General features: G+C 64.4%; 16 protein-coding genes. 9 read left to right on the top strand and 7 right to left on the bottom strand.

Translation table 11 applies throughout. The features are described from left to right. Window positions 1-2 precede the first annotated feature (2 nt). Window positions 3-863, top strand: coding sequence for a substrate-binding periplasmic protein (locus C0V82_RS05460; RefSeq protein WP_199772478.1), 861 nt, complete (start codon window positions 3-5; stop codon window positions 861-863). A gap of 207 nt (window positions 864-1,070) precedes the next feature. After that, entirely contained in the window at window positions 1,071-2,816 is a 1,746-nt protein-coding gene (locus C0V82_RS05455) for a methanol/ethanol family PQQ-dependent dehydrogenase (RefSeq protein ID WP_102111449.1), read from the top strand. Window positions 2,817-2,894: 78 nt separating this feature from the next. Here the strand turns inward: C0V82_RS05455 and C0V82_RS05450 are convergent, their stop codons facing one another. Beyond that, complete coding sequence (locus C0V82_RS05450; RefSeq protein WP_102111448.1) at window positions 2,895-3,470, bottom strand: pentapeptide repeat-containing protein; 576 nt, start codon at window positions 3,468-3,470, stop codon at window positions 2,895-2,897. A gap of 262 nt (window positions 3,471-3,732) precedes the next feature. Then, window positions 3,733-5,595, bottom strand: a complete 1,863-nt coding sequence (locus C0V82_RS05445) for a methanol/ethanol family PQQ-dependent dehydrogenase (protein WP_102113267.1) — start codon at window positions 5,593-5,595, stop codon at window positions 3,733-3,735. Window positions 5,596-6,021: 426 nt separating this feature from the next. Here C0V82_RS05445 and C0V82_RS05440 point away from each other — a divergent pair, with 426 nt between their 5' ends. Further along, window positions 6,022-6,705, top strand: coding sequence for a response regulator (locus tag C0V82_RS05440; RefSeq protein WP_102111447.1), 684 nt, complete (start codon window positions 6,022-6,024; stop codon window positions 6,703-6,705). 168 nt (window positions 6,706-6,873) lie between these two features. Here the strand turns inward: C0V82_RS05440 and C0V82_RS05435 are convergent, their stop codons facing one another. Beyond that, complete coding sequence (locus C0V82_RS05435) at window positions 6,874-7,320, bottom strand: pseudoazurin (protein ID WP_102111446.1); 447 nt, start codon at window positions 7,318-7,320, stop codon at window positions 6,874-6,876. 213 nt (window positions 7,321-7,533) lie between these two features. Between C0V82_RS05435 and adh the strand changes: the two genes are divergently transcribed. From adh to C0V82_RS05420, 3 genes are all read left to right on the top strand, one after another. After that, complete coding sequence (gene adh, locus C0V82_RS05430; protein ID WP_102111445.1) at window positions 7,534-9,054, top strand: aldehyde dehydrogenase; 1,521 nt, start codon at window positions 7,534-7,536, stop codon at window positions 9,052-9,054. A 98-nt stretch (window positions 9,055-9,152) separates the two neighbouring features. Continuing rightward, entirely contained in the window at window positions 9,153-9,551 is a 399-nt protein-coding gene (locus C0V82_RS05425) for a DUF779 domain-containing protein (protein ID WP_199772477.1), read from the top strand. A 297-nt stretch (window positions 9,552-9,848) separates the two neighbouring features. Beyond that, window positions 9,849-11,330: a methyl-accepting chemotaxis protein gene (locus C0V82_RS05420; RefSeq protein ID WP_102111443.1), complete on the top strand. Its 1,482-nt coding sequence runs from the start codon at window positions 9,849-9,851 to the stop codon at window positions 11,328-11,330. A 30-nt stretch (window positions 11,331-11,360) separates the two neighbouring features. On the opposite strand, the gene C0V82_RS05415 is transcribed toward C0V82_RS05420, so the two are convergent. Further along, a complete protein-coding gene (locus tag C0V82_RS05415; RefSeq protein WP_102111442.1) occupies window positions 11,361-13,613 on the bottom strand; it encodes a PAS domain-containing hybrid sensor histidine kinase/response regulator in 2,253 nt (750 codons plus the stop codon). Beyond that, on the bottom strand, window positions 13,610-14,749 hold the full coding sequence (nosP, locus tag C0V82_RS05410) for a nitric oxide-sensing protein NosP (RefSeq protein WP_188595073.1): 1,140 nt from the start codon (window positions 14,747-14,749) through the stop codon (window positions 13,610-13,612). The genes C0V82_RS05415 and nosP overlap by 4 nt, the downstream gene beginning before the upstream one ends. Window positions 14,750-14,950: 201 nt before the next feature. On the opposite strand from nosP, the gene C0V82_RS05405 reads away from it, so the two are divergent. From C0V82_RS05405 to C0V82_RS05395, 3 genes are all read left to right on the top strand, one after another. Beyond that, entirely contained in the window at window positions 14,951-16,132 is a 1,182-nt protein-coding gene (locus C0V82_RS05405; RefSeq protein WP_102111440.1) for an ABC transporter substrate-binding protein, read from the top strand. Between the two features lie 79 nt (window positions 16,133-16,211). Next, on the top strand, window positions 16,212-18,296 hold the full coding sequence (locus tag C0V82_RS05400) for a 4Fe-4S binding protein (protein ID WP_158659742.1): 2,085 nt from the start codon (window positions 16,212-16,214) through the stop codon (window positions 18,294-18,296). Then, the gene (locus tag C0V82_RS05395) at window positions 18,286-19,224 is read left to right on the top strand and encodes an FAD:protein FMN transferase (RefSeq protein WP_158659741.1); all 939 of its coding nucleotides are present in this window, start codon (window positions 18,286-18,288) and stop codon (window positions 19,222-19,224) included. Before C0V82_RS05400 ends, C0V82_RS05395 begins: the two co-directional genes overlap by 11 nt. On the opposite strand, the gene C0V82_RS05390 is transcribed toward C0V82_RS05395, so the two are convergent. After that, entirely contained in the window at window positions 19,221-19,841 is a 621-nt protein-coding gene (locus C0V82_RS05390) for a response regulator transcription factor (RefSeq protein ID WP_102111437.1), read from the bottom strand. The genes C0V82_RS05395 and C0V82_RS05390 overlap by 4 nt on opposite strands. Beyond that, a complete protein-coding gene (locus tag C0V82_RS05385) occupies window positions 19,834-21,102 on the bottom strand; it encodes a sensor histidine kinase (protein ID WP_102111436.1) in 1,269 nt (422 codons plus the stop codon). Before C0V82_RS05385 ends, C0V82_RS05390 begins: the two co-directional genes overlap by 8 nt. Window positions 21,103-21,254 lie beyond the last annotated feature (152 nt).

Here is a 21,254-nt window from a genome sequence, read left to right as displayed (position 1 = left end):
TCATGAACCGTCGCCAATTGCTGGCCATGGTCGCGACCCTGCCGCTTACGGCGGGGTTTTCGCGTTTTGCTGTCGCGGCACCGCTGGACAGGGTGATGCAGAAGGGCACGCTGCGCATCGCCGTCTATCGCGACAACCCACCCTGGTCCTGGCGGCAGCAAGGAAAGCTGGTCGGCATTGATGTCGATCTGGGCCGAGCGATGGCGGAAAAGCTGGGTGTGAAGCCGGAATTCATGGAGCTGACCGCCGACGAGAATATGGATGACGACCTGCGCAATGCCGTCTGGAAAGGCTCCATCCTGGGTGAGCCGGTGGCCGATGTGATGATGCACGTCCCCTATGACCGGGAATTCGGGTTGCGCAATGATATGGCGGTGCTGACGGGGCCGTATCACCGGGAAAGCTTTGCGCTGGCCTGTGACCCGGCGCGTACCGATTGCCAGGGGGCATTGACCGATATGGCAGGCAGCGCGATTGCCGTGGAGACGGACAGCGTGCCCGATTTCTACCTGACCGGGGCGTTCGGCGGGCGACTGCGCGGGGATGTGGTTCATCATCTGTCAGCGGCGGCGGCCATGGCCGACCTGATCACGGGACAGGCGGGGGCGGCGATGGCAACGCTGGCCCAGGTAGAGCTGGGTCAGAAGGCATCGGGCCGCAAACTGGTCGTTCGGCGCGGGCCATTTCCGGGTCTGGCGAAGCAGGGCTGGGATATCGGCATCGCGGTGAAGACCGACAGCCGCGACCTTGGTTACCGGCTGGACGATGTCATCGCCGGGCTGATGGCGGATGGCGCCATCGCCGGCATCTTTGCCTCCTATAGTATTACGCATGTGCCGCCGGGTGGCCAGGGGGACCGCTGATACCAAGGTTCAATTTTGCCCTTTGCCGGGCGGGGTTACCTTTGGCCTCGTTGTTGAAACCATTCCGTATCCCAGGCCTTTGAAAATCCGTCACCGTCGTGGCCGCTTCCCCGGCTGCGGCGACCGGTGGCTTGCGGGCGGATTTCGCCGGAAGCCGGGCCGGGCATCATGCCATCGCCCCGGCCCCTTACAGGGAGACAAGACGCCATGAAGCGCATTCTGCTGGCAACCTGCGCCATGCTGGGCCTGGCCGCCGCCACGCCGACCTTCGCCGCCGGACCTACCGACGTCGACTTGATGAACGATGCCGCCACCACCGGCGACGTGCTGACCTATGGCATGGGCCCCCAGGCGCAGCGCTACAGCCCGCTGAAGGTGCTGAATACCGAGAACGTGTCCAAGCTGGTGCCCGCCTTCTCCTTCTCCTTTGGTGGGGAGAAGCAGCGCGGGCAGGAGGCACAGCCCATCGTCCATGACGGCACCATCTATGTCACAGGCTCCTACAGCCGCCTTTGGGCAGTGGATGCCCGCACGGGCGAGGAGAAGTGGCAGTATGATGCCCGCCTGCCCGAAGGCATCATGCCCTGCTGCGATGTGGTGAACCGGGGTGCCGCCATCTATGGCGACATGGTCTATTTCGGCACGCTCGACGCCAAGCTGGTGGCCCTGAACAAGGATACGGGCAAGGTCGTCTGGTCCAAGAAGATGGCCGATTACGAGGCGGGATATTCCTATACCGCCGCCCCGATGATCGTGGATGGTAAGATCATCACCGGCAATTCCGGCGGCGAATTCGGCATCATTGGCAAGGTGGAGGCGCGCGACGCCAAGACGGGTGAACTGATCTGGTCGCGCCCCACCATCGAGGGCCATGTCGGGCAGTTGAATGGCAAGGACAGCACCATGACGGGCAAGCTGAACGCTTCCTGGCAGGGTGACATGTGGAAGCAGGGCGGCGGCGCCACCTGGCTGGGCGGCACCTATGATCCGGAAACCAAGCTGATTTATATGGGCACCGGCAACCCGGCCCCGTGGAACAGCCATCTGCGGCCGGGTGACAATCTCTACACTTCGTCCACCCTGGCCATCGACCCGAATACAGGCGAGATCAAGTGGCATTTCCAGACCACACCGCATGATGGCTGGGACTTTGACGGGGTGAATGAGTTCATCCCCTTCGACCTGAAGAAGGATGGCAAAACCATCAAGGCCGGGGCCAAGGCCGACCGCAACGGCTTCTTCTTCGTGCTGGACCGCACCAACGGCAAGTTCATCTCCGCCACGCCGTTCGTGTCGAAGATCACCTGGGCCAAGGGTTTCGACAAGAAGGGCCGCCCGATCTATGACCCGGCGAACCGTCCCGGCAACCCGGTGGAGGCGGCGCAGGGTGAGACTAAGGGCAAGTCGGTCTTCGCCGCCCCGTCCTTCCTGGGTGGCAAGAACTGGATGCCCATGGCCTACAGCCAGGATACGGGCTTGTTCTATGTCCCCGCCAATGAATGGGGCATGGATATCTGGAACGAAGGTATCAATTACAAGAAGGGTGCCGCCTATCTGGGCGCCGGCTTCAACATCAAGCCGCTGTATGAGGACCATATCGGCGTGCTGCGCGCCATCGACCCGGCCACGGGCGAGACGAAGTGGGAATACAAGAACAAGGCCCCGCTGTGGGGCGGTGTTCTGACCACCGCCGGCAATCTGGTCTTTACCGGCACGCCCGAAGGTTACCTGAAGGCCTTCGACGCGCAGACGGGCAAGGAAGTATGGAAGTTCAATACCGGTTCCGGTGTGGTGGGCAGCCCCGTCACCTGGGAACAGGATGGCGAACAATATGTGGCCGTCCTGTCCGGCTGGGGCGGTGCCGTGCCGCTGTGGGGTGGTGAAGTGGCGAAGTCGATCCAGCATATCAATCAGGGTGGTTCGCTTTGGGTCTTCAAGCTGCCGAAGGCGTAATACTGTTTTGCGGTGATCAGAACCTGGCGGTTCTGCGGGTAGGGGGCCGCTTCCGGGGAGGGAGCGGCCCTTTCCCTGTCACCAGTCCACCGGGCAGGCCGTGCAATCCTGCATGAAGGTGTTCTGAAAGATGGCATAGGGGTATCGCGCCCCCGTCATGTCGGCGCCGATCATGTTGGCGTCGTAGAATTTCGCCTCCTGCATCCCGGCATTGACCAGCTTTGCCTGATAGAACTGCGCGCCGGAGAACCAGGCGGCCTCCATATTGGCGGCGGTCAGGTCGGCCCCGCTGAAATCCGCCTTGGCCGCACGGGCGAATTCCATATTGCTGCCCCGCAGGCTGGCCCCCCGCAGCTTGGCCCCCTGCAGGAAGGCCTTGCGCAGGTCCGCCGCCTCCATGTCCACCTTGTCCAGGATGGCACCACGCAGGTCGGTATTGCGCAGGTCGGCGCGGGCCAGCTTCGCCCCCGTCAGGTCGGCGCCCGACAGGTCCAGCCCGCGCAGATCCGCGTGACGCAGGTCGGCGCCGGGACATCTGGCGCCCTTCACCAGCAGGCAATCGCCCACCTTTCGGGGGGCATCGGCGGGCTGGTCCTGCGCCATCGCGGGGGGGAGGAGCAGGAGGGCCAGAAGAAAGGAGGACAGGAGGCGCATGGGGGGCTCCGGGGAGGTGGCGGTTCCCGTTGCTCCCTCAGGTTCCCCATGCTTGCCCTCACCCTCCCATTGGCTGGCGCCAATGGGCCCCTCCCTCTCCCACTGTCGTGGGCGAGGGGCGGAACTTGGTGTTGAGCCTTATTTCGCCCCTCTACCGCCAAGCGGGAGAGGGAGGGGCCCAAGCCCGTGAGGGCTTGGGAGGGTGAGGGAACAACAGAGAAAGTGAGGGAATAACGGAAACGGCCAGGAAATGACGGGCCGCTTACGGCGCCGACCGGTCCTGGTGCAGGCGGAAGACCCAGAAGGAACCGCCCTGCGGCACGTTGCTGGTCAGCGGCCCCATGTCGCCGCCCCACAGCGGCACCGCCCCGCCATAGCCGGACGCGATGCCGATATACTGCACCCCGTCCATTTCCCAGGTGATGGGAGAGGAGACGACGCCCGACCCGGTCTGGAACGCCCAGAGTTCCTTGCCATTCTTCGCGTCGAACGCCTTGATATAGCCGTCGCTGGTGCCGGTGAAGACCAGATTGCCCGACGTCGTCATGGTGCCGGCCCACAGCGGCAGCTTTTCCTTATGCTCCCACACGATCTTGCCGGTGGCGGGGTCCATGGCGCGCAGGATGCCGACATGATCCTCGTACATCTTCTTGATGCGGAACCCCATGCCCAGATAGGCGCTGCCCTTCTGATAGGCGACATTTTCCGTCCAGTAATCCTCCTTCCAATGGTTGGCGGGTATATAGAACAGGCCCGTTTCCTCGCTGTAGGACATCGGGTTCCAGTTCTTGCCGCCCAGGAAGGGGGGAGAGACCTCCACCGTCCGTCCCTTCATCTCGCCCTTTTCGGGCAGGGGCGGGCGCTGGCCCTCCGCCTCAATCGGGCGGCCGGTCTTCAGGTCGAAGCCCTTGGCCCAGGTGATATTGTCCACGAACGGATAGGCGGCGATCAGGGCCTTGGGCCGGTTGATCTCCCCGCCCTTGGCCGCTAACTTCGTCCGGTCGGTGACGAAGAAAAAGCCGTTGCGGTCGGCATGGGCGGCGGCCTTGATGGTCTTCCCGTCCTTCTTCAGGTCGAACAGGATGATCTCGTTATTGCCGGAGAAGTCCCAGGTGTCGTTGGGCGTGTGCTGGTAGAAGCCCTTCAACTCCCCCGTGGTCGGGTCGACATAGGCCTGGCCCGAGGTGAACAGGCTGTCGCCCGGCCAGCGGGCCCAGCCGTTCCAGGGGGCGGGATTGCCGGCGCCGATGACGATGGAGTTGGTTTCCGGGTCGAAGGTGGCGCTCTGCCACGGCGCGCCGCCGCCATGGTTCCAGGCTTCCACCAGCTTGCCATCCTTGTCGCGCGGCCAGCTGGGCGCCTTGGGATCGCCGGTGACGGTGCTGTCCTTGCCGTTCAGGCGGCCCATATGGCCCTCCACGAACGGGCGCATCCAGATTTCCTCGCCCGTGTCGGGGTCGCGGGCATACAGCTTGCCCACCACGCCGAATTCGTCACCCGAGGAGCCATGGACCAGCAGGACCTTGCCCGTCTTCTGATCCTTCACGATGGTGGGCGCGCCGGTCATGGTATAGCCGGCCTCATGCTCCCCGAACTTCTTCTTCCAGACCAGCTTGCCCGTGTGCCGGTCCAGCGCCACCACGCTGGCATCCAGCGTGCCGAAGAACACCTTGTCGCCATAGATGGCCGCACCCCGGTTGATCACGTCGCAGCAGGGGCGGATATCGTCGGGCAGACGGTGGGTATAGGACCAGAGCCGCTTGCCCGTGCGGGCATCCAGCGCAAACATGCGGCTGTAGGAAGCGGTGATATAGATGACGCCGTCATGCACGATGGCCTGTGTTTCCTGCCCGCGCTGCTTCTCATCCCCGAAGGAGAAGGACCAGGCCGGAACCAGATTGCCGACATTCCGGTCATTCACTTGGGTCAGGGTGCTGTGCCGCTTGGCGTCCAGGCCCATGCCATACATCAGCACGTCGCCATTGGTCTTCGCGTCATTGGCGATGTCTTCCCAGGTGACGGGACGCGGCGCATCGGCCATGGCGCCCGTCGCGGCAAAGGCCGCCATCACGCCCAGACTGGCCCCTGACAGCAGCGCGCGCCAGCGCCGGGACGTCGTTTTCATCAGCATCATTCTCTCCCTGTTCCCCGATTATTGAAATTCGGAAGAAACCGCCCGACCCACACCCGTCGGCCTTGCGGTTCTGCGGGGAAACCCTGTCATCATTGACGGGGATCGCAAATTGTACTTTGTAGGAAAAGGATGATTTATATTCTGGATGACCGGGATTTTATTGTAATGTTCTCGTGAGTTGTTTCCCGTATATTCGTGATATATTTCCCGGATTGGCCGGGATGATTGTCCCGTATCCTGCCCACCCGCGCCGCAACCGGCCCGGCCTCCGGCGGGCGGGCGGGGCACCTTATACTAAAGAACCGTATCCTGCCGCCGGCCCCGCGATTGTCCGTCTTTCCCCACGCGAGTAGGCTGTTTACGCCCAGAAAATAATCAAATCGGCGCGGCCATCAGGGCGACGGGGAGGACAAGGGCATGGGCAAGGTTCTGATCGCGGATGATCATCCGCTGGTGCGCGACGGGTTGCGCACCGTTGTTGCCGTCGCACTGGACCGGTGCGAGCTGTTCGAGGCGTCCGACCTGGACGAGGTTATCCGCATCGTCGACCGTGAGGGCGATTTTGATCTGGTCCTGCTGGACCTGAACATGCCCGGCAATAACGGGTTCGCCGGCCTGGCCTCCCTGCGGGCGCGTTATCCGGCACTGCCGGTGGTCATGGTGTCGGCGGCCTGCGACCGGCAGGTCGTGAACGAGGCGCTGCGCCATGGTGCGGCGGGGTTCGTGCCGAAATCGCTGCCGCGCGGCATGATCGCCAAGGCCCTGCATCAGGTGCTGGGCGGCGATGTCTATGTGCCGGACGATCTGGAGGATGCGCCGGCCCCGGCCCCGTCGGGGGAGGATCAGGAGATCATCCGCCGCATCGACACGCTGACGCCCCAGCAGCGCAAGGTGCTGGAACTGGTCGTCGCCGGCCGGTTGAACAAGGAAATCGCCTATGAGCTGGATGTGACGGAGACGACCGTAAAGGCCCATGTCTCCGCCATCCTGCAGAAGATGCGGGTATTCAGCCGCACCCAGGCCGTGATCCTGGCCAACAAGGTGAACTTCGCCCCGGCCCCCGGCACGCCCCAGGTCTCGGCACGGGCGGCGGCGCAGTAGGTCGCTCCCTCAACCTCCCATCGCCTGGCAGCGATGGGCCCCTCCCTCTCCCACTTTCGTGGGCGAGGGAAGAACCTTTAGCCCCTCGCCCGCTTGCGGGAGAGGGAGGGGCCCGCCGCGAAGCGGTGGGAGGGTGAGGGAGCGACGCGCAGGGTGGAGAATGCCCCCTCACCCCCGCAGCTTCGCCATCAGCCCCAGAAGCAGTTCCTTCGCCTTGCCAGGATGGTTCACGGCCTTCGCCTGTTCGACATTCACCGGATCGCCCACGACGATGACGCCGACCATGCCCATGGCGTAATGCGGCTTGCATTTGAAGCCGTAAAGGCCGGGCTGGTCGAAGGTGACCGTGATCTCCTCATTCATCTTGCCGGTAAAGGGTTCCACGCCCTCGGGCAGCATGCCCTTGATGGCCTCGGCATTATGGCTTTTGTCGGTGGGAATGAAGCGTACCGTGTCGCCCGGCGCGATGGTCAGCATGGCGGGTTCAAACACCATGGTGGCCCCGCCCGGCCCCTGATTCAGCATCTTCACCTCATGCGTCGCGGCCTCTGCCGTGGCGGCGATCAGGACCTGTGCCGCCAGGGCGGCGGCCAGGATGTACGGGCGCGTCATCATTATCGGAACACCTTGGTTTTGCGGGTGAATTTCACCTCAAAGAAGCCAAGGTCAATCCCTTTGCGCAATTACACCATGGTGTCGGGGCAACCCGTCCGGGACGGGTTTCTTCACACAAAGTCTAATTTACCGGAGGGGCCAGGGGGCGCACGGTTGGCGTCGATCCCGAGCCCCAAGACAGGGGTTCATGACATCCCCAAGGGAGACGCCCCCATGTTGCACCAGGCCATCGAGAACCTGAAATCCAGCGTCGCCATCCGCGCCAGCTATGACAATTTCATCGGTGGCGAATGGGTCGCCCCCGTGCGCGGCCAGTATTTCGACAATATCTCCCCCGTCACCGGCGGTGTGTTCTGCAAGATCGCGCGATCCACGGCGGAGGATATCGAGCTGGCGCTGGACGCCGCGCACAAGGCCAAGGACAAGTGGGCCCGTACCTCCGTTGCTGAACGCGCCGCCGTTCTGAACCGCATCGCCGACCGCATGGAACAGCGCCTGGACCTGCTGGCGCTGGCCGAGACCATCGATAATGGCAAGCCGATCCGCGAGACGACCGCCGCCGATATTCCGCTGGCCATCGACCATTTCCGCTATTTCGCGGCCTGCGTGCGCGCCCAGGAAGGCAGCCTGGCCGAGATCGACCATGACACCGTCGCCTATCATTTCCATGAGCCACTGGGCGTGGTGGGCCAGATCATCCCCTGGAATTTCCCCATCCTGATGGCGGCCTGGAAGCTGGCCCCGGCACTGGCCGCCGGCAATTGCGTGGTTCTGAAGCCCGCTGAACAGACGCCGATGTCGATCATGGTGCTGATGGATATTGTCGGTGACCTGATCCCCGCCGGCGTCCTGAACGTCGTCAACGGTTTCGGGATCGAGGCGGGCAAGCCGCTGGCCACCAACAAGCGCATTTCCAAGATTGCGTTCACGGGTGAGACCACGACCGGCCGTCTGATCATGCAATACGCGTCGGAGAACCTGATCCCCGTCACCCTGGAACTGGGTGGCAAGTCGCCAAACATCTTCTTCGCCGACGTGATGGCAGAGGATGACGACTTCCTGGACAAGGCGCTGGAAGGCTTCGCCATGTTCGGCCTGAACCAGGGGGAGGTCTGCACCTGCCCGTCGCGCGCCCTGGTCGATGAACGCATCTATGACCGGTTCATGGAAAAGGCCATCGCACGGGTCCAGAAGATTAAGCAGGGCAGCCCGCTGGACGCCAGCACCATGATCGGCGCCCAGGCATCGAACGATCAGCTGGAAAAGATCCTGTCCTATATCGATATCGGGCGGGGTGAGGGGGCCAAGGTCCTGACCGGCGGCGGGCGTGCCGATCTGGGTGGCGATCTGTCCGGCGGTTACTATGTCACGCCGACGGTGCTGGAAGGCCATAACAAGATGCGGGTGTTCCAGGAGGAAATCTTTGGCCCCGTCCTGGCCGTCACCAAGTTCCGGGGCGAGGAAGAGGCGCTGTCCATCGCCAACGACACGCTGTACGGGCTGGGCGCTGGCGTCTGGAGCCGCGACGGCAGCCGCGCCTACCGCTTTGGCCGCAATATCCAGGCGGGACGTGTCTGGACCAACTGCTACCACCTGTATCCGGCCCATGCGGCCTTTGGCGGTTACAAGCAGTCGGGCATCGGGCGTGAAACGCACAAGATGATGCTGGACCATTATCAGCAGACCAAGAACCTGCTGGTCAGCTACAGCCCGAAGGCTTTGGGCTTCTTTTAAGTGATCAGCGCCTTTCTTCCCTTATGAGGCGACTTGGCAGCGGGTGGCGTCTACAGGCGTCACCCGCCTTCTTTGTTTATGGCCCGGAGGAGATGTCCATGGTTCCCCGTGTTCTTTCCACGCCCACCGCCGACGCCCTGATCGACCGGCTGCGCGCCCTGCACGGGCCGGTGATGTTCCACCAGTCGGGCGGGTGCTGCGACGGGTCGGCGCCTATGTGTTACCCCGCGGGGGAGTTCAAGGTGGGCAGCCGCGATGTCTATCTGGGGGAAATCCATGGCGCCCCCGTGTTCATCGGTGCGGCCCAGTTCGAGTATTGGGAGCACACGCAGCTAATTATCGATGCGGTACCGGGCCGGGGCGCCGGATTCTCCCTGGAAGGGCCGGAAGGTATGCGTTTTCTGACAAGGTCACGGGTGTTCACGGATGAGGAGGCGGTGGTGCTGCAGGCCGCAGGTCCGCCGCCGCGTGGGGATCAGATGGAGCCGGCGGTGTGACGGGATTGACAACCTATGTACAGGCGAAACCCGGTGAAAGCCGCCCTGGCCCTCTGATTTAAGGGTATGGCATGGGTTTCTGTTTCTTTGGCGTTTCCAAAATTAAAGACGTCAGTGTTTAATTTTAAGGTTAAGTGGGTGTTTGTTGTCTTGTTTATCTTTGTTAACTAATTCCCATTAATCGTTCATTATATTGATCTGCATCAAGCCAATATACTTTTGCTCACATGACGTAATCATTTTCCTTTCCTACCATCCCCTTTATGCAGTCCAGATGCACGGTTAAGGGGGTGCGATATGTTGTTCGGTGGCAATCACGATGCAGAAGCGGTCCTGGCCGCCATCAGCAAGGCACAGGCCATTGTCGAATTCACGCCCGACGGAACCATCCTGGGCGCAAATGATAATTTCCTGACGGCCATGGGCTATAGCCTGGCGGAGATCAAGGGCCGTCACCACAGCATGTTTGTGGATGAGGCCACCCGTAACAGTAGCGATTATGCCCGGTTCTGGAAGGATCTGGCCGAAGGCCGGGCCACGCAGGTGGAGATGATCCGCCGCATCGCCAAGGGCGGGCGCGAGGTCTGGATCCATGGTTCCTATAACCCCGTCCTGGACCGCAAGGGCCGCGTGGTGAAGGTGGTCAAGGTTGCGACCGACGCCACCGCCGAACATCAGAACAGCCGGGATCAGGAAGGCCAGTTGGCAGCGCTGGACCGGGCGCAGGCCGTCATTGAATTCGACATGGATGGCACTGTCCTGACCGCCAATGCCAATTTCCTGAAGGTCATGGGTTACCGGCTGGACCAGATCCAGGGCCGTAAACACTCGATGTTTGTCGATCCGCAGGAAGTGTCCAGCCCCGCCTATGCCAGCTTCTGGCAGGGCCTGCGCGCCGGTCGGTTCAGCCAGGCGGAATACAAGCGTATCGCTGCCGGTGGCCGCGTCGTTTACATCCAGGCGACCTACAACCCCATCCTGGATGGCAATGGCAAGCCGATCAAGGTGGTGAAGTTCGCCAGTGACGTGACCGCAGCGGTTGAGGCACGACACCAGACGGAAGAGACGCTCGCGGCGGTCCAGAAGTATCTGGGCGACATCGTCGCTGCCGTTCAGGCCTCCAATGCCCAGGCGGAGGATGCGTCGGCGGCATCGCAGCGTACCTCGGAAAATGTGCAGGCCATCGCCAGCGGCTCCGAGCAGCTTGATGCCTCCATCCGCGAGATCGCGCAGAGCATGACCCGGTCCAAGGAAGCCACCGAGCAGGCCTATAGTGAGGCGCAGGTGGTGGATCAGGCAACTGAGAAGCTGGTGCGCGGCACCCAGGCCATGGACGGCATCGTCAAGCTGATCGGCGATATTGCCGGACGTATTAACATGCTGGCCCTGAACGCCACCATCGAAAGTGCGCGCGCCGGCGAGGCTGGCCGTGGCTTCGCGGTCGTGGCGGGAGAGGTGAAGTCCCTGGCCCGGCAGGCGGCAGAGGCGACGCAGCTGATCTCCAAGGAGATCGTGAATTTGCAGGACGTGTCGGGTGACGTGGCGGAGAAGCTTCACGCCATCCGTGGCGCCATCGACGCGGTGCGCGGCTATGTTATCGGCACCTGTTCCGCGGTTGAGGAACAGAGTGCGGTGGCCCGGTTGATGAACGCCAACATGCGCGGCGCATCGGGTGATGTGGCCCTGATCCACCACAATATGGATGAGATCGTGCTGTCCACCCGCACCGCCAACCAGCGCGTCGACAATGTCCGCGACGAACTGCGCAAGATTGCGTGAGGTTTGGGCCGGGGGGCCATGCTCCCCGGTCTACCCGATCAGCTGTGTCACCAAGGCCCGCAATTGTGCGGGCTTTACGGGTTTGGTCAGCAGGGCATAGCCGTCGTGCTGCACCCGTTCATGGATTTCCGCCGTGCGGTTGGCCGTGATGACCATGGCGGGGATGTCATGGCCGCGCGCCTGGATGATGCGGGCGATGGCGTCGACGCCGATGGCGCCGTTTTCCAGATGGTAATCAGCAATGATCACATCGGGCCAGCCACCCAGGGCGGGCAGGGCGTCCATGGCGCTGTCGGCGCAGGGTGCCACCTGCACCTGACAGCCCCAGCCGCGCAGCAGCGCGCCCATCCCGTCCAGAATGGCCTGTTCATTATCGATGACCAGGATACGCGCACCGGTCAGGGGGCTGGCGGGTGCTGTGCTGCGCGTGGCACTGGGCGGGGCGGGGCGTTTCTTGCTGCCCAGTGGTACCGTGACGGTAAAGGCCGATCCCTTCCCGACGCGGGAGCGCAGGCCGATGGGCGTGTTCAGCATGCGGCCCGCCCGCTGAACGATGGCAAGGCCCAGCCCCATGCCCCGGTCGCGCCCGGCTGGACGGTCGGTGCCTTCCAGACGGCGGAACTCCTCAAACACTTCATCCAGCTTGTCCGCCGGGATGCCGGGGCCGGTGTCCAGCACCTCGATCCGCACCCCGTCCGCCACCCGTCGGCAGCCAACCAGTACGCGGCCTGTGCGGGTGTACCGCAGGGCATTGGAGACGAAGTTCTGCAGGATGCGGCGGAGCAGGCGCATGTCGGTATGGACAATGGCCTTGCAGGGCAGGACGCGCAGATCCAGCCCGCGTTCCTTGGCCACCGGCGCATATTCGGCCTGCATGGATGTCAGCAGCATGGCCAGCGGGAAATCATCCAACTGTGGCTGCACCACGCCAGCATCCAGCTTGGAAATATCCAGCAGCGCTTCCAGCAGGTCTTCGACCGACAGCAGGGCGGCATCGGTCTTTTCCACCAGCATGCGCGTGCCGGCCTCGTGCTCTCCTTCGGTCAAGGCGGACACGAACAGGCGGGCCGCGTTCAGCGGCTGAAGAAGGTCGTGGCTGGCGGCGGCCAGGAACTTGGTCTTGGACAGGTTGGCCTGTTCGGCGGCGGTTTTCGCCTCCCGCAGCTTTTCCTCGATCTGCTGACGTTCGGTAATCTCCTGCTTCAGGGCGGCGGTGCGTTCGGCGACGCGGCGTTCCAGGCCTTCGTTCGCTTCGCGCAGGTCTTCGGCTGCGCGGCGGCGTTCGGTCACATCCTGGATCAGGGAGAAGAAGCCCAGCACCGCGCCATCGGGTGCGAAATGCGGGACATAGGTTGCCTGGGAATAGCGTTTGCCCGACCGCGTATCGAATTCCAGGTCGAACTGTGTTTCCTGTCCCGCCATGACGGTGCCGATATGCGGGCGGCGGCGGCGATATTCCTCCTCACCCAGCAATTCGCGCATGGTCGATCCCACGATCTCATGCCGGGGGCGGCGGAACATCTCGCCATAGCGGCGGTTCACGAAACGGTAGGTTTCCTCCGCATCGACATAGGCGATCAGGGCGGGCATGGCGTCGGTGATCAGGCGGATGCGTTCCTGCCCGTCGCGGGCGTCGCGTTCCTTCACATCGGTGATGTCGGTATAGATGCCGACGATGCCACCATCGCGGGTGCGCCGTTCATTGATCTGTATCCAGCGCCCGTCGGCCAGGGCATGGACATGTGTGCCGTCGGCGCCTGCATGCTGCGCCACCCTTTCGCGGACCCAGCGGTCGGGGCCGGCGGTATCCGGCACCACCGACCCGCGCGACACCGCCATCTGCGCGATCTCACCAAAACTGATTCCCGGCCGGATCTGGTCGGCGATGGCGGGCCAGAGCGACAGATAGGTCTGGTTGCACAGGACCAGCCGGTCATCGGCATCGAACAGGGCAAACCCCTCATTCACGCTTTCAATGGCCTCGGCCAGCCGTGTCTGCGCCGTTTCCGCCGCTTCCTTGGCGCGCGCCAGTTCCCCGTTGGACGCTTCCAGCTCGCGCAGGGTTTCTTCCACCTGCTGGGTGCGTTCGCGCACCCGGCTTTCCAGGACAATGGCGGTCTGGAATAGGGAGAAGGCGCTGCCATGATAGTCCATGGACCGTTCGACCCGGTCCATCAGCGCCTTGTTGATGCGCTTCAGCTTCCAGTTCTCCCGCTCCAAGAGCGCGATACGCTCCTGCTCCGGCGTGGGCAGGTCGTTGGCGGGATCGGGCAGGGCGCTCATCGCGCACCTATAGCGAGACCGGTGAAGGTCTGGTTCACATGCATGGCGTTATACTGTTCGCCATAGGTGCAGAAGCCCACGACATTCTGGCTGGCCAGCACCTTCGACGCCGCCTGTTTAAGCTGCTTCTGCTCCAACTCCAGGGAGCGGAAAACGCAGTCAAAGCCCAGGATCAGATCGGGCTTCCCGATCTCTGCCGTCAAACCGTCGAACAGTTCCTGAAGGTTGCGTACGATATCCACACCGGTCGCCACCGTCAGCACGATGCCCTCATCAATGGCGCAGAAGAAGGTCAGGCTTTCATCCTCGTTCACCTTCTGGATGGAGCGGACATAATATTCCCCGCCCACCCGGACCACGACGGGATATGAGGCGAAGATCATGGGCGTCAGCGGCTCGCCTTCCAGCCCGACCATGCGGGCATATTCGCGGGCCGCCGGCTCGGCATTAATTTCGGTCACGATGCGGCGGGTGGGGTCAGCCTGGGTGACCACCATCTTCTGATCGGTATGAACGAAATGCTGATTGCGGAAGACCTTGAAGGGCCGCGTTGTGGTGAGGATCAGCAGGACACCGGCATCGACATGGAATTCCCCGTCATGCAGGACATGCGTCGCCTCGAACCGCATGTCGTCGCCCGCTGACCCGCCGATCAGGGGCAGCCCACCCAGCGCGTCATGCAAGGCGCTGATAATCAGTTCTTCCTTCACGCACAGCCCATCGACCAGGAACAGGGCGACATGGCGGGCGTCCGGGCCCATTTCGATGGCGGTATCCTCCGCCTCGGCCAGAAGGTCGCGTACCTTGGGCTTGGCGTCGCCTATCTCAAACCGGCTGACATGATCGAAGCGCGCGATGGTGGCCGCAAAATCACCCTTGGGGAAGGCCACCGCCGTGATGGAGCCATCCATATAGCCAAGCGGCGTCAATTCCCCCGACGTCGTGCAGCCGATGGCCGGCACGCCCGGAAAGCGGGCGCGCAGCGAGGCTGCAACGGCAGACAGATCGTAGTGGGAGGAGCAGAACAGCACGATCAGCGCCGGATCGGCGGCTGTCAGGCTACTGTGAAGCTCGTCGATGGCCGCCGCCGGGTCCGCCAGATGTGTGCAGGCCCGCACCAGCAACCGGGTTGGCATTTGCGGCATACGCCCCTGGACCTCGGTTCACGAAACCCCGGCACTGCGCCGGTGCTTTGACCGTTGATGGTAAGGTGACGGACGGGTGCTTGCCAAGCTGTCCCACCGGCCCCATCGCTTAGACCATAGTGCAATGTCACGCCTGCGCGCGCGGGCCTATCCGGGGAGGGAGATCCGCGTCGATGACGAGGGGGATGTTACATGCTGCGCGCCCTGTTGCTTGCCCTGGCTTTATACTGTGCGCTTCCCGCGCTGGCCACCGATCCGGCGGCGAGGCCGGGGGCGGGGATTGCCCGCCTTGCCATCGGCTTCCTCGGCACCGACGATCCGCCCGCCACGCCCCTTTCCTTTCTGGACCCCGTTATCCGCGACGGGGCGCTGATGGGCGCGCGTCTGGGCATTCAGGATGGCAATGTCACGGGCCGGTTCCTGAAGAAGGAGTTTACCCTGGTGGAGGGGCGGGAGGGTGATGTGGATGCCCTGCTGGGCCAGGGCGTGCGCTTCATCGTCGCCGATCTGCCCAGCGATGCCTTGCTGCGCGTGGCGGACAAGGCGGCGGCCAAGGGGGCATTGGTGCTTAACGCACGGGCCCGCGATGATGGCCTGCGCAACGCGCAGTGCCGTGCCAACCTGCTCCATACCATCCCCAGTCGGCGCATGCTGGCCGACGCGCTGGGCCAGTATCTGGTTACCCGGCGCTGGACCAGCTGGTTTCTGGTCACCGGTGCGGGGCCGGGGGACAAGCCCTTTGCCGATGCCGTGCGCCGCACCGCCAAACGGCTGGGGGCGAAGATCGTGGAGGAGAAGGACTGGACCTTCGATGTCGGCCATTCCCGCACCGATGACGGCTTCAGCAATGAGCGTGACGTGGTGTCCACCTTCACGCGCGGGGCCGACCATGACGTGCTGATTGTTGCAGACGAGGACGGGGCGTTCGGTGATTTCCTGTCCTACCGTGCGGCACGGCCCCGCCCCGTGGCGGGGACCGCCGAACTGACGCCCACCGCATGGTCGCGGGTGTTTGAACAATGGGGCGGCACGCAGCTTCAGAACCGGTTTCAGGTCCTGGCGGGACGGGTGATGACCGAACGCGACTACGCCGCCTGGACGGCGGTGCGCGCCGTGACGGAGGCGGCGGGCAAGGTGAAGGGCGGGGATACGGTGGCGGTTGCGGCGGCTCTGAAAGATCCCGGCTTCACCCTGGCGGCGTTCAAGGGACAGGCGTTGAGCTTTCGCCCTTGGGACGGGCAGTTGCGACAACCGATCCTGATCACCTCTCCCCGCCTGCTGGTCTCCGTCTCGCCCCAGGAAGGTTACCTGCACCAACGCACCCCGCTGGATAGTCTGGGCGATGATGAAGGGGAGAGCCTGTGCCGGCGGTAAGGGGCCGCCCCTGAAACCAAAGTCCAATTCCCGCCGCCCGCCCCGCAACTTAGCCTTTTCCCAACAGTTGGGGGAAGCGATGCTGCTGCGCTGGGTCCTGTTGCTGCTGCTGATATCTGCCGGGCCGGCGCGGGCGGCGTTGAGCGAGGCGGAGATGGCCCGCCTGCTGCCCGACGGCTACAGCCTGGGGGAGAAGGACAAGGACGTGCCGGCCTGGCCGCTGATCAAGGCGGGGATGGTGGCGGGCTACATCTTTGAGACGGGGAGCCTGACGCCCATTCCGGGATTTTCCGGTACGCCCATGAACCTGTCGGTCGCCATGGATGATACGGGCCGGCTGCTGGATGTGCGGATCGTGTCGCAGCATGAGCCGGTGTTCGTGGATGGGCTGGGCCCGCAGCCCTTCGCTGATTTCCTGACCCAGTATCGCGGCCTGACCATCCGGCAGAATATCAAGATCGGCAGCCAGTATGGCGCGTCCGACCGGGCGGGCAGCACATCCGTCACACTGGACGGGGTGGCAAAGGCCACGGCCAGCCTGCGCATCGCCAACCTGAGCATCCTGGGTGCGGCGACCAAGGTGGCGCAGGTCAAGATGGCGGCTATTGCGCCCAAGCCGAAATCGTTGCCTCGCGCCGATGCTGGTGCCGTTATGGATTGGGCGGCGCTGGTGGAAAAGGGCTTTGTCCGCCACCTGCGTCTTAGCAACGCACAGGTGGAGGCGGCGTATAAGGGCACTGTCTTTGCGGGTCTGGACCCGGAGGGGGAGCCGGACCCCGATGGTACCTTTATCCACCTATGGGTCGCCTATCTGAACAGTCCCGGTATTGGTCGTTCCCTGCTGGGTGACGCGCAGCATGCCCATCTGATGGCGCGGTTGCAGCCGGGGGAGGAGGCGCTGCTGGTGATGTCCAGCGGGCGCTATTCCTATACCGGCCCGGATTTTGTGCCGGCGACCGTGCCGGACCGGCTGTCGGTCCGCCAAGCCGGCTTTCCCGTTAATATCCGCGACATGGTGCATGATTACACCCTGCCCGCCGGGGTACCGGCGGCGGATGAGGTACGGCTGTTCCGCATCGACGGTTCCGCCGCTTTCGACCCGGCCAGCCCCTGGACCCTGTCGCTGCGCGTTATCCGGGAAAAGGGCGTGATCCGACCGGAGCAGGGCATACAGGATTTCCCCCTGGATTACGCGCTGCCGCCCGACCTGTTCACCCGGCCATTGGTGGAGGAACCGACGCCGGAATGGTTGCTGGCCTGGGGTAGCCGGTTGCCCGAGCTATCAGTGCTGGGCCTGATGCTGCTGGGCCTGACAGCGGGGTTGATCGCACAGACCCGCCTGTCCCGGCGGGAGCGGCTGTTCTACTGGATGCGGATGGGGTTTCTGGCGGTGACGCTGGGCTTTGTCGGCATCTATGCGCAGGGGCAGCTGTCCATCGTGACGGTGCAGGGGCTGGTGAAGGGGGCCGCGCGGGGGATGGATTTCGGCTTCCTGCTCTACGATCCCATTTCCCTGCTGCTTTGGGCCTATGTCGCGGTGGCGTCGATCATCTGGGGACGGGGGACGTTCTGCGGCTGGCTGTGCCCGTTCGGGGCCTTGCAGGAAATTGCCGATGCGCTGGGCCGCCTGCTGCGGCTGCGGCAGATGCGGGTGCCGGGATGGCTGGACGGTCGGCTGGTGCTGCTGAAATACGGGGTGCTGGCGGTGCTGCTGGTCACCGCCCTGATCGCGCCGACAGAGGCCGAGACGGTGGCGGAGGTGGAGCCGTTCAAGACGGCCATCACCCTGACCTTCCTGCGCGACCTGCCCTTTGTGATCTATGCTGGGTTCTGGCTGCTGCTGGGGACGGTGATGTTCAAGCCGTTCTGCCGCTATGTCTGTCCGCTGGGCGCATTCCTGGCCCTGGCGGGGCGGTTGCGGGTGCTGGACTGGATACCCAGGCGGACGGCCTGCGGCAGTCCGTGTCAGCTTTGCACCGCGCGCTGCCGTTACAAGGCCATCCGCCGCGATGGTTCCATCCGTTATGACGAGTGTTTCCAGTGCCTGGATTGTGTCGGCATCTATGCCGATGAAGGGCGCTGTGTGCCGCTGGTCGTGGCCACCAAACATGGGGCCGGGGCGGCGGCGCGCATCGGGGGGAAGAGGAATGGTCATGCCGCCTGAAACCCGGATCAGCCGCCGTCGCGTGCTGCGCCTGTCAGCGGTGGCGCTGGCCGGGGCGGGTGTCGCCCTGTGGCCCCGCCAACCATCGCCCGTCACCTGGACCGGGCAGGCCATGGGCGGACCCGCCAGCCTGACCTTGCATGGGGTGGAGCAAGGGGTGGCGCTGCGGCTGGTGTCGCGGGTCGTGGCGCTGGTGGATGCGATGGAGGGGCTGTTCAGCCTGCACCGGCCCGACAGCCTGTTGTCTCGCCTGAACCGGGAGGGGGAGGTTGGCGACCCGCCCGCCGCCTTCACCGACCTGCTGCGTCAGGCGCTGTCGGTGGCGGCGGCCACAGGCGGGGCGTTCGATCCGACGGTACAGCCGCTATGGGACCTGTACCGGGGCGAGGCGCCGGAGGCGGAGACTCTGCACGCCGCCATGGGCACGGTCGGGTGGTGGCGGGTTGAGGTGGCGCGCGACCGGGTGCGGTTGGCCCCCGGCACGCAGCTGACCCTGAACGGCATCGCCCAGGGCTATATCACTGACCGGGTGACCGATCTGCTGCTGTCCCATGGGGTGGGGCATATGCTGGTCGATATGGGGGAACCGCGCGGGATTGGACGGCGCGGGGATGGGCAGGAATGGCAACTGGGCATTGCCGATCCGGATGCGGTGGGACGCATCCTGTCCACCGTGCCCGTGTCGGGCCGGGCCATCGCCACGTCCGCCCCGCGCGGTACCTTGATCGATGCGGCGGGACGGTTCGGGCATATCCTGGACCCTGTCGTGGGACGACCGGCGACGGCGTGGCGGCAGGTCAGTGTCGCTGCGGCGACGGCGACGATGGCCGATGCAATATCCACCGCTATCGCGGCGGCGGCACCGGCGCGGGCGGCGTCCCTGATCGGGGATAGCGGCGCGGCGGTGGTGATGGGGGTGGTGGCCTAACCCCCGGTCCGCCGCTGCACCGCCACCCTGACCAGATCTGCGGTGCGTCGGACGCCGAAGCGGTTGCGCAGGCGGACCAGGGTATTGGCGACGGTTTTGTAGCTGATACCCAGCCGGCGTCCGACATCATCCAGGTCCGTTGTGTCCGCCAGAATATCCAGGAGTTCGGCCTCCCGCTCCGTCAGGTCACCCTCACGGTTGGGCAGGGCCAGGGCACGGGCGATGTCGGCGGACAGCCAGCGGTCACCGCGCAGGGCCGCCTCCGTCGCCTGTACCAGCGCGTCGGGCGCGTCCGATTTGGTGACATAAGCGGCGGCCCCCACTTCCAGGCAGCGGCCTGCGATGCCCGGTGTTTCATGCATGGAAAACACCACCACCCGCCGCCCGGCGCCCGTCAGTTCCCGGACAAGGTCCAGTCCGCTGGGCGTGCCGGGCAGGTTCAAGTCGGCCACCACCAGATCGGGATTATGTCGAGCCACCTGTTCGCGGGCGGCTATGCCATCGGCGGCTTCCACCACACGGAAGCGGGACAAAGGCGGTTCCAGCAATTGCCGGCAGCCGCCGCGCACGATGGCATGGTCATCAACGACCAGGATCAAGGGAGCGGCATCAGCCATGATGTTCCTGTGTCTGGGGGGATGAAAGCGGTACAGGCAGGGTGGCCTGCACCAGGGTCAGGCCGGCATCGTCAGTCAGGATCGTGAAATCCCCGCCCAGGGCACGCACCCGTTCACGCATGCCGATGATGCCATGGCCCGCCGGCGCGTCATTGCCCAGGCCACCGCCATTGTCGGTGACGCGCAGGGTTACGCCCTGATCATCGCCCTCGATTGAAAGGCCGACATGCGTCGGCCTGCCATGGCGCAGGGCGTTCAGCAGCGCTTCATGGGCGATGCGGTACAGGGTCAGGTCGGCGGCTTCGGATCGGGTGAAGGCATCGTCATCCAGGCTGGTGGTGAAGCGGATGTCCGTATGCTGTCGCGCCAGACCGTCCATCAGGTCGCGCAGGATGTCAGCCGCATGCAAATGGTCCAGCCCCATGGGGCGCAGCCGGTTCAGGATACGGCGCGACAGGTCGCGGATACCGGCAGCGGCATTGGCGATGGCATCGGCCCGCGCGATGGCGTCGGCGGCGGGGACCGGCCCCGTGCCGGCGGCCCGCGCGATGGCATGGGCATCGACCCGGATACCGAACAGCATGGGCCCCAGCTCATCATGCAGGTCCCTGGCCAGTTGGGCACGTTCCTGATCCTGCAGGGCAATCAGGCTGTGTGACAGGGCGGCGTTTTCCGCGCGTGCCACTGTCAACTCCCGGTCCAGATGGGCAATACGCTGCCCGATGGTGGTCAGTTCCGGGATATTGTCCCCGGTTGGCGTGCCGGCGGCCTGACCCTGCGCCAGCCGGTCCAGGGCCTGTGCAAACCCGTGCAATGGGGCCAGCGCACGCCCGACCAGCACATGCAAGGCAGCCAGCAGCAGGGCCAGCATCACCAAAGCCGTCCAGGCCAGCGCCGCCGTATCGGACCAGACCTCCGCCACCTCGTCCACCGGATCGGCGCGCAGCAGCCATTGGCCGCCGGGTGCTGCCAGCAGGATATCGGGAGCGCCATCCCAGATCAGGGCTACGAACCAGCTGGGCACGCCGGGATGCGAGGGGTTGGGGGGCGGGATAGCGGTGCCGTCGGGAACGAACAGGTGGGTGACATGGCGGGCATGGCCGGTAATCACGGCGGGTTGCGTGCGGGCCTGATTGAGTGCCGCCTCGGTCTCTGCCCGCACGGCGACGCGAGCCCCTCCAATTGTCACCGCCAATCCGGCCAGGGCCGACAGGGCCGCCGCGAGCATTACCAGCAGAATGATCCGCCACCGCAGGGACAAGCCGTCATTCCCTTCAGAACAGGCTGAAAATACTAGGCTAATACCGCCGCACCCTCATCCGCCACTGACCAAAAGTATCAGGATAATTGTCCCGCCCAGTCAGGGATATCTGACTGCCCCGATGGTCCAATTGCTGCCAACCCCGGCCCGAC

It is taken from the genome of Niveispirillum cyanobacteriorum, assembly GCF_002868735.1.
In the GTDB taxonomy this organism is placed as follows: Bacteria; Pseudomonadota; Alphaproteobacteria; order Azospirillales; family Azospirillaceae; genus Niveispirillum; species Niveispirillum cyanobacteriorum.
The sequence above is the reverse complement of the archived record's forward strand: the minus strand, read 5'-3'. Positions and strand labels throughout refer to the sequence as shown.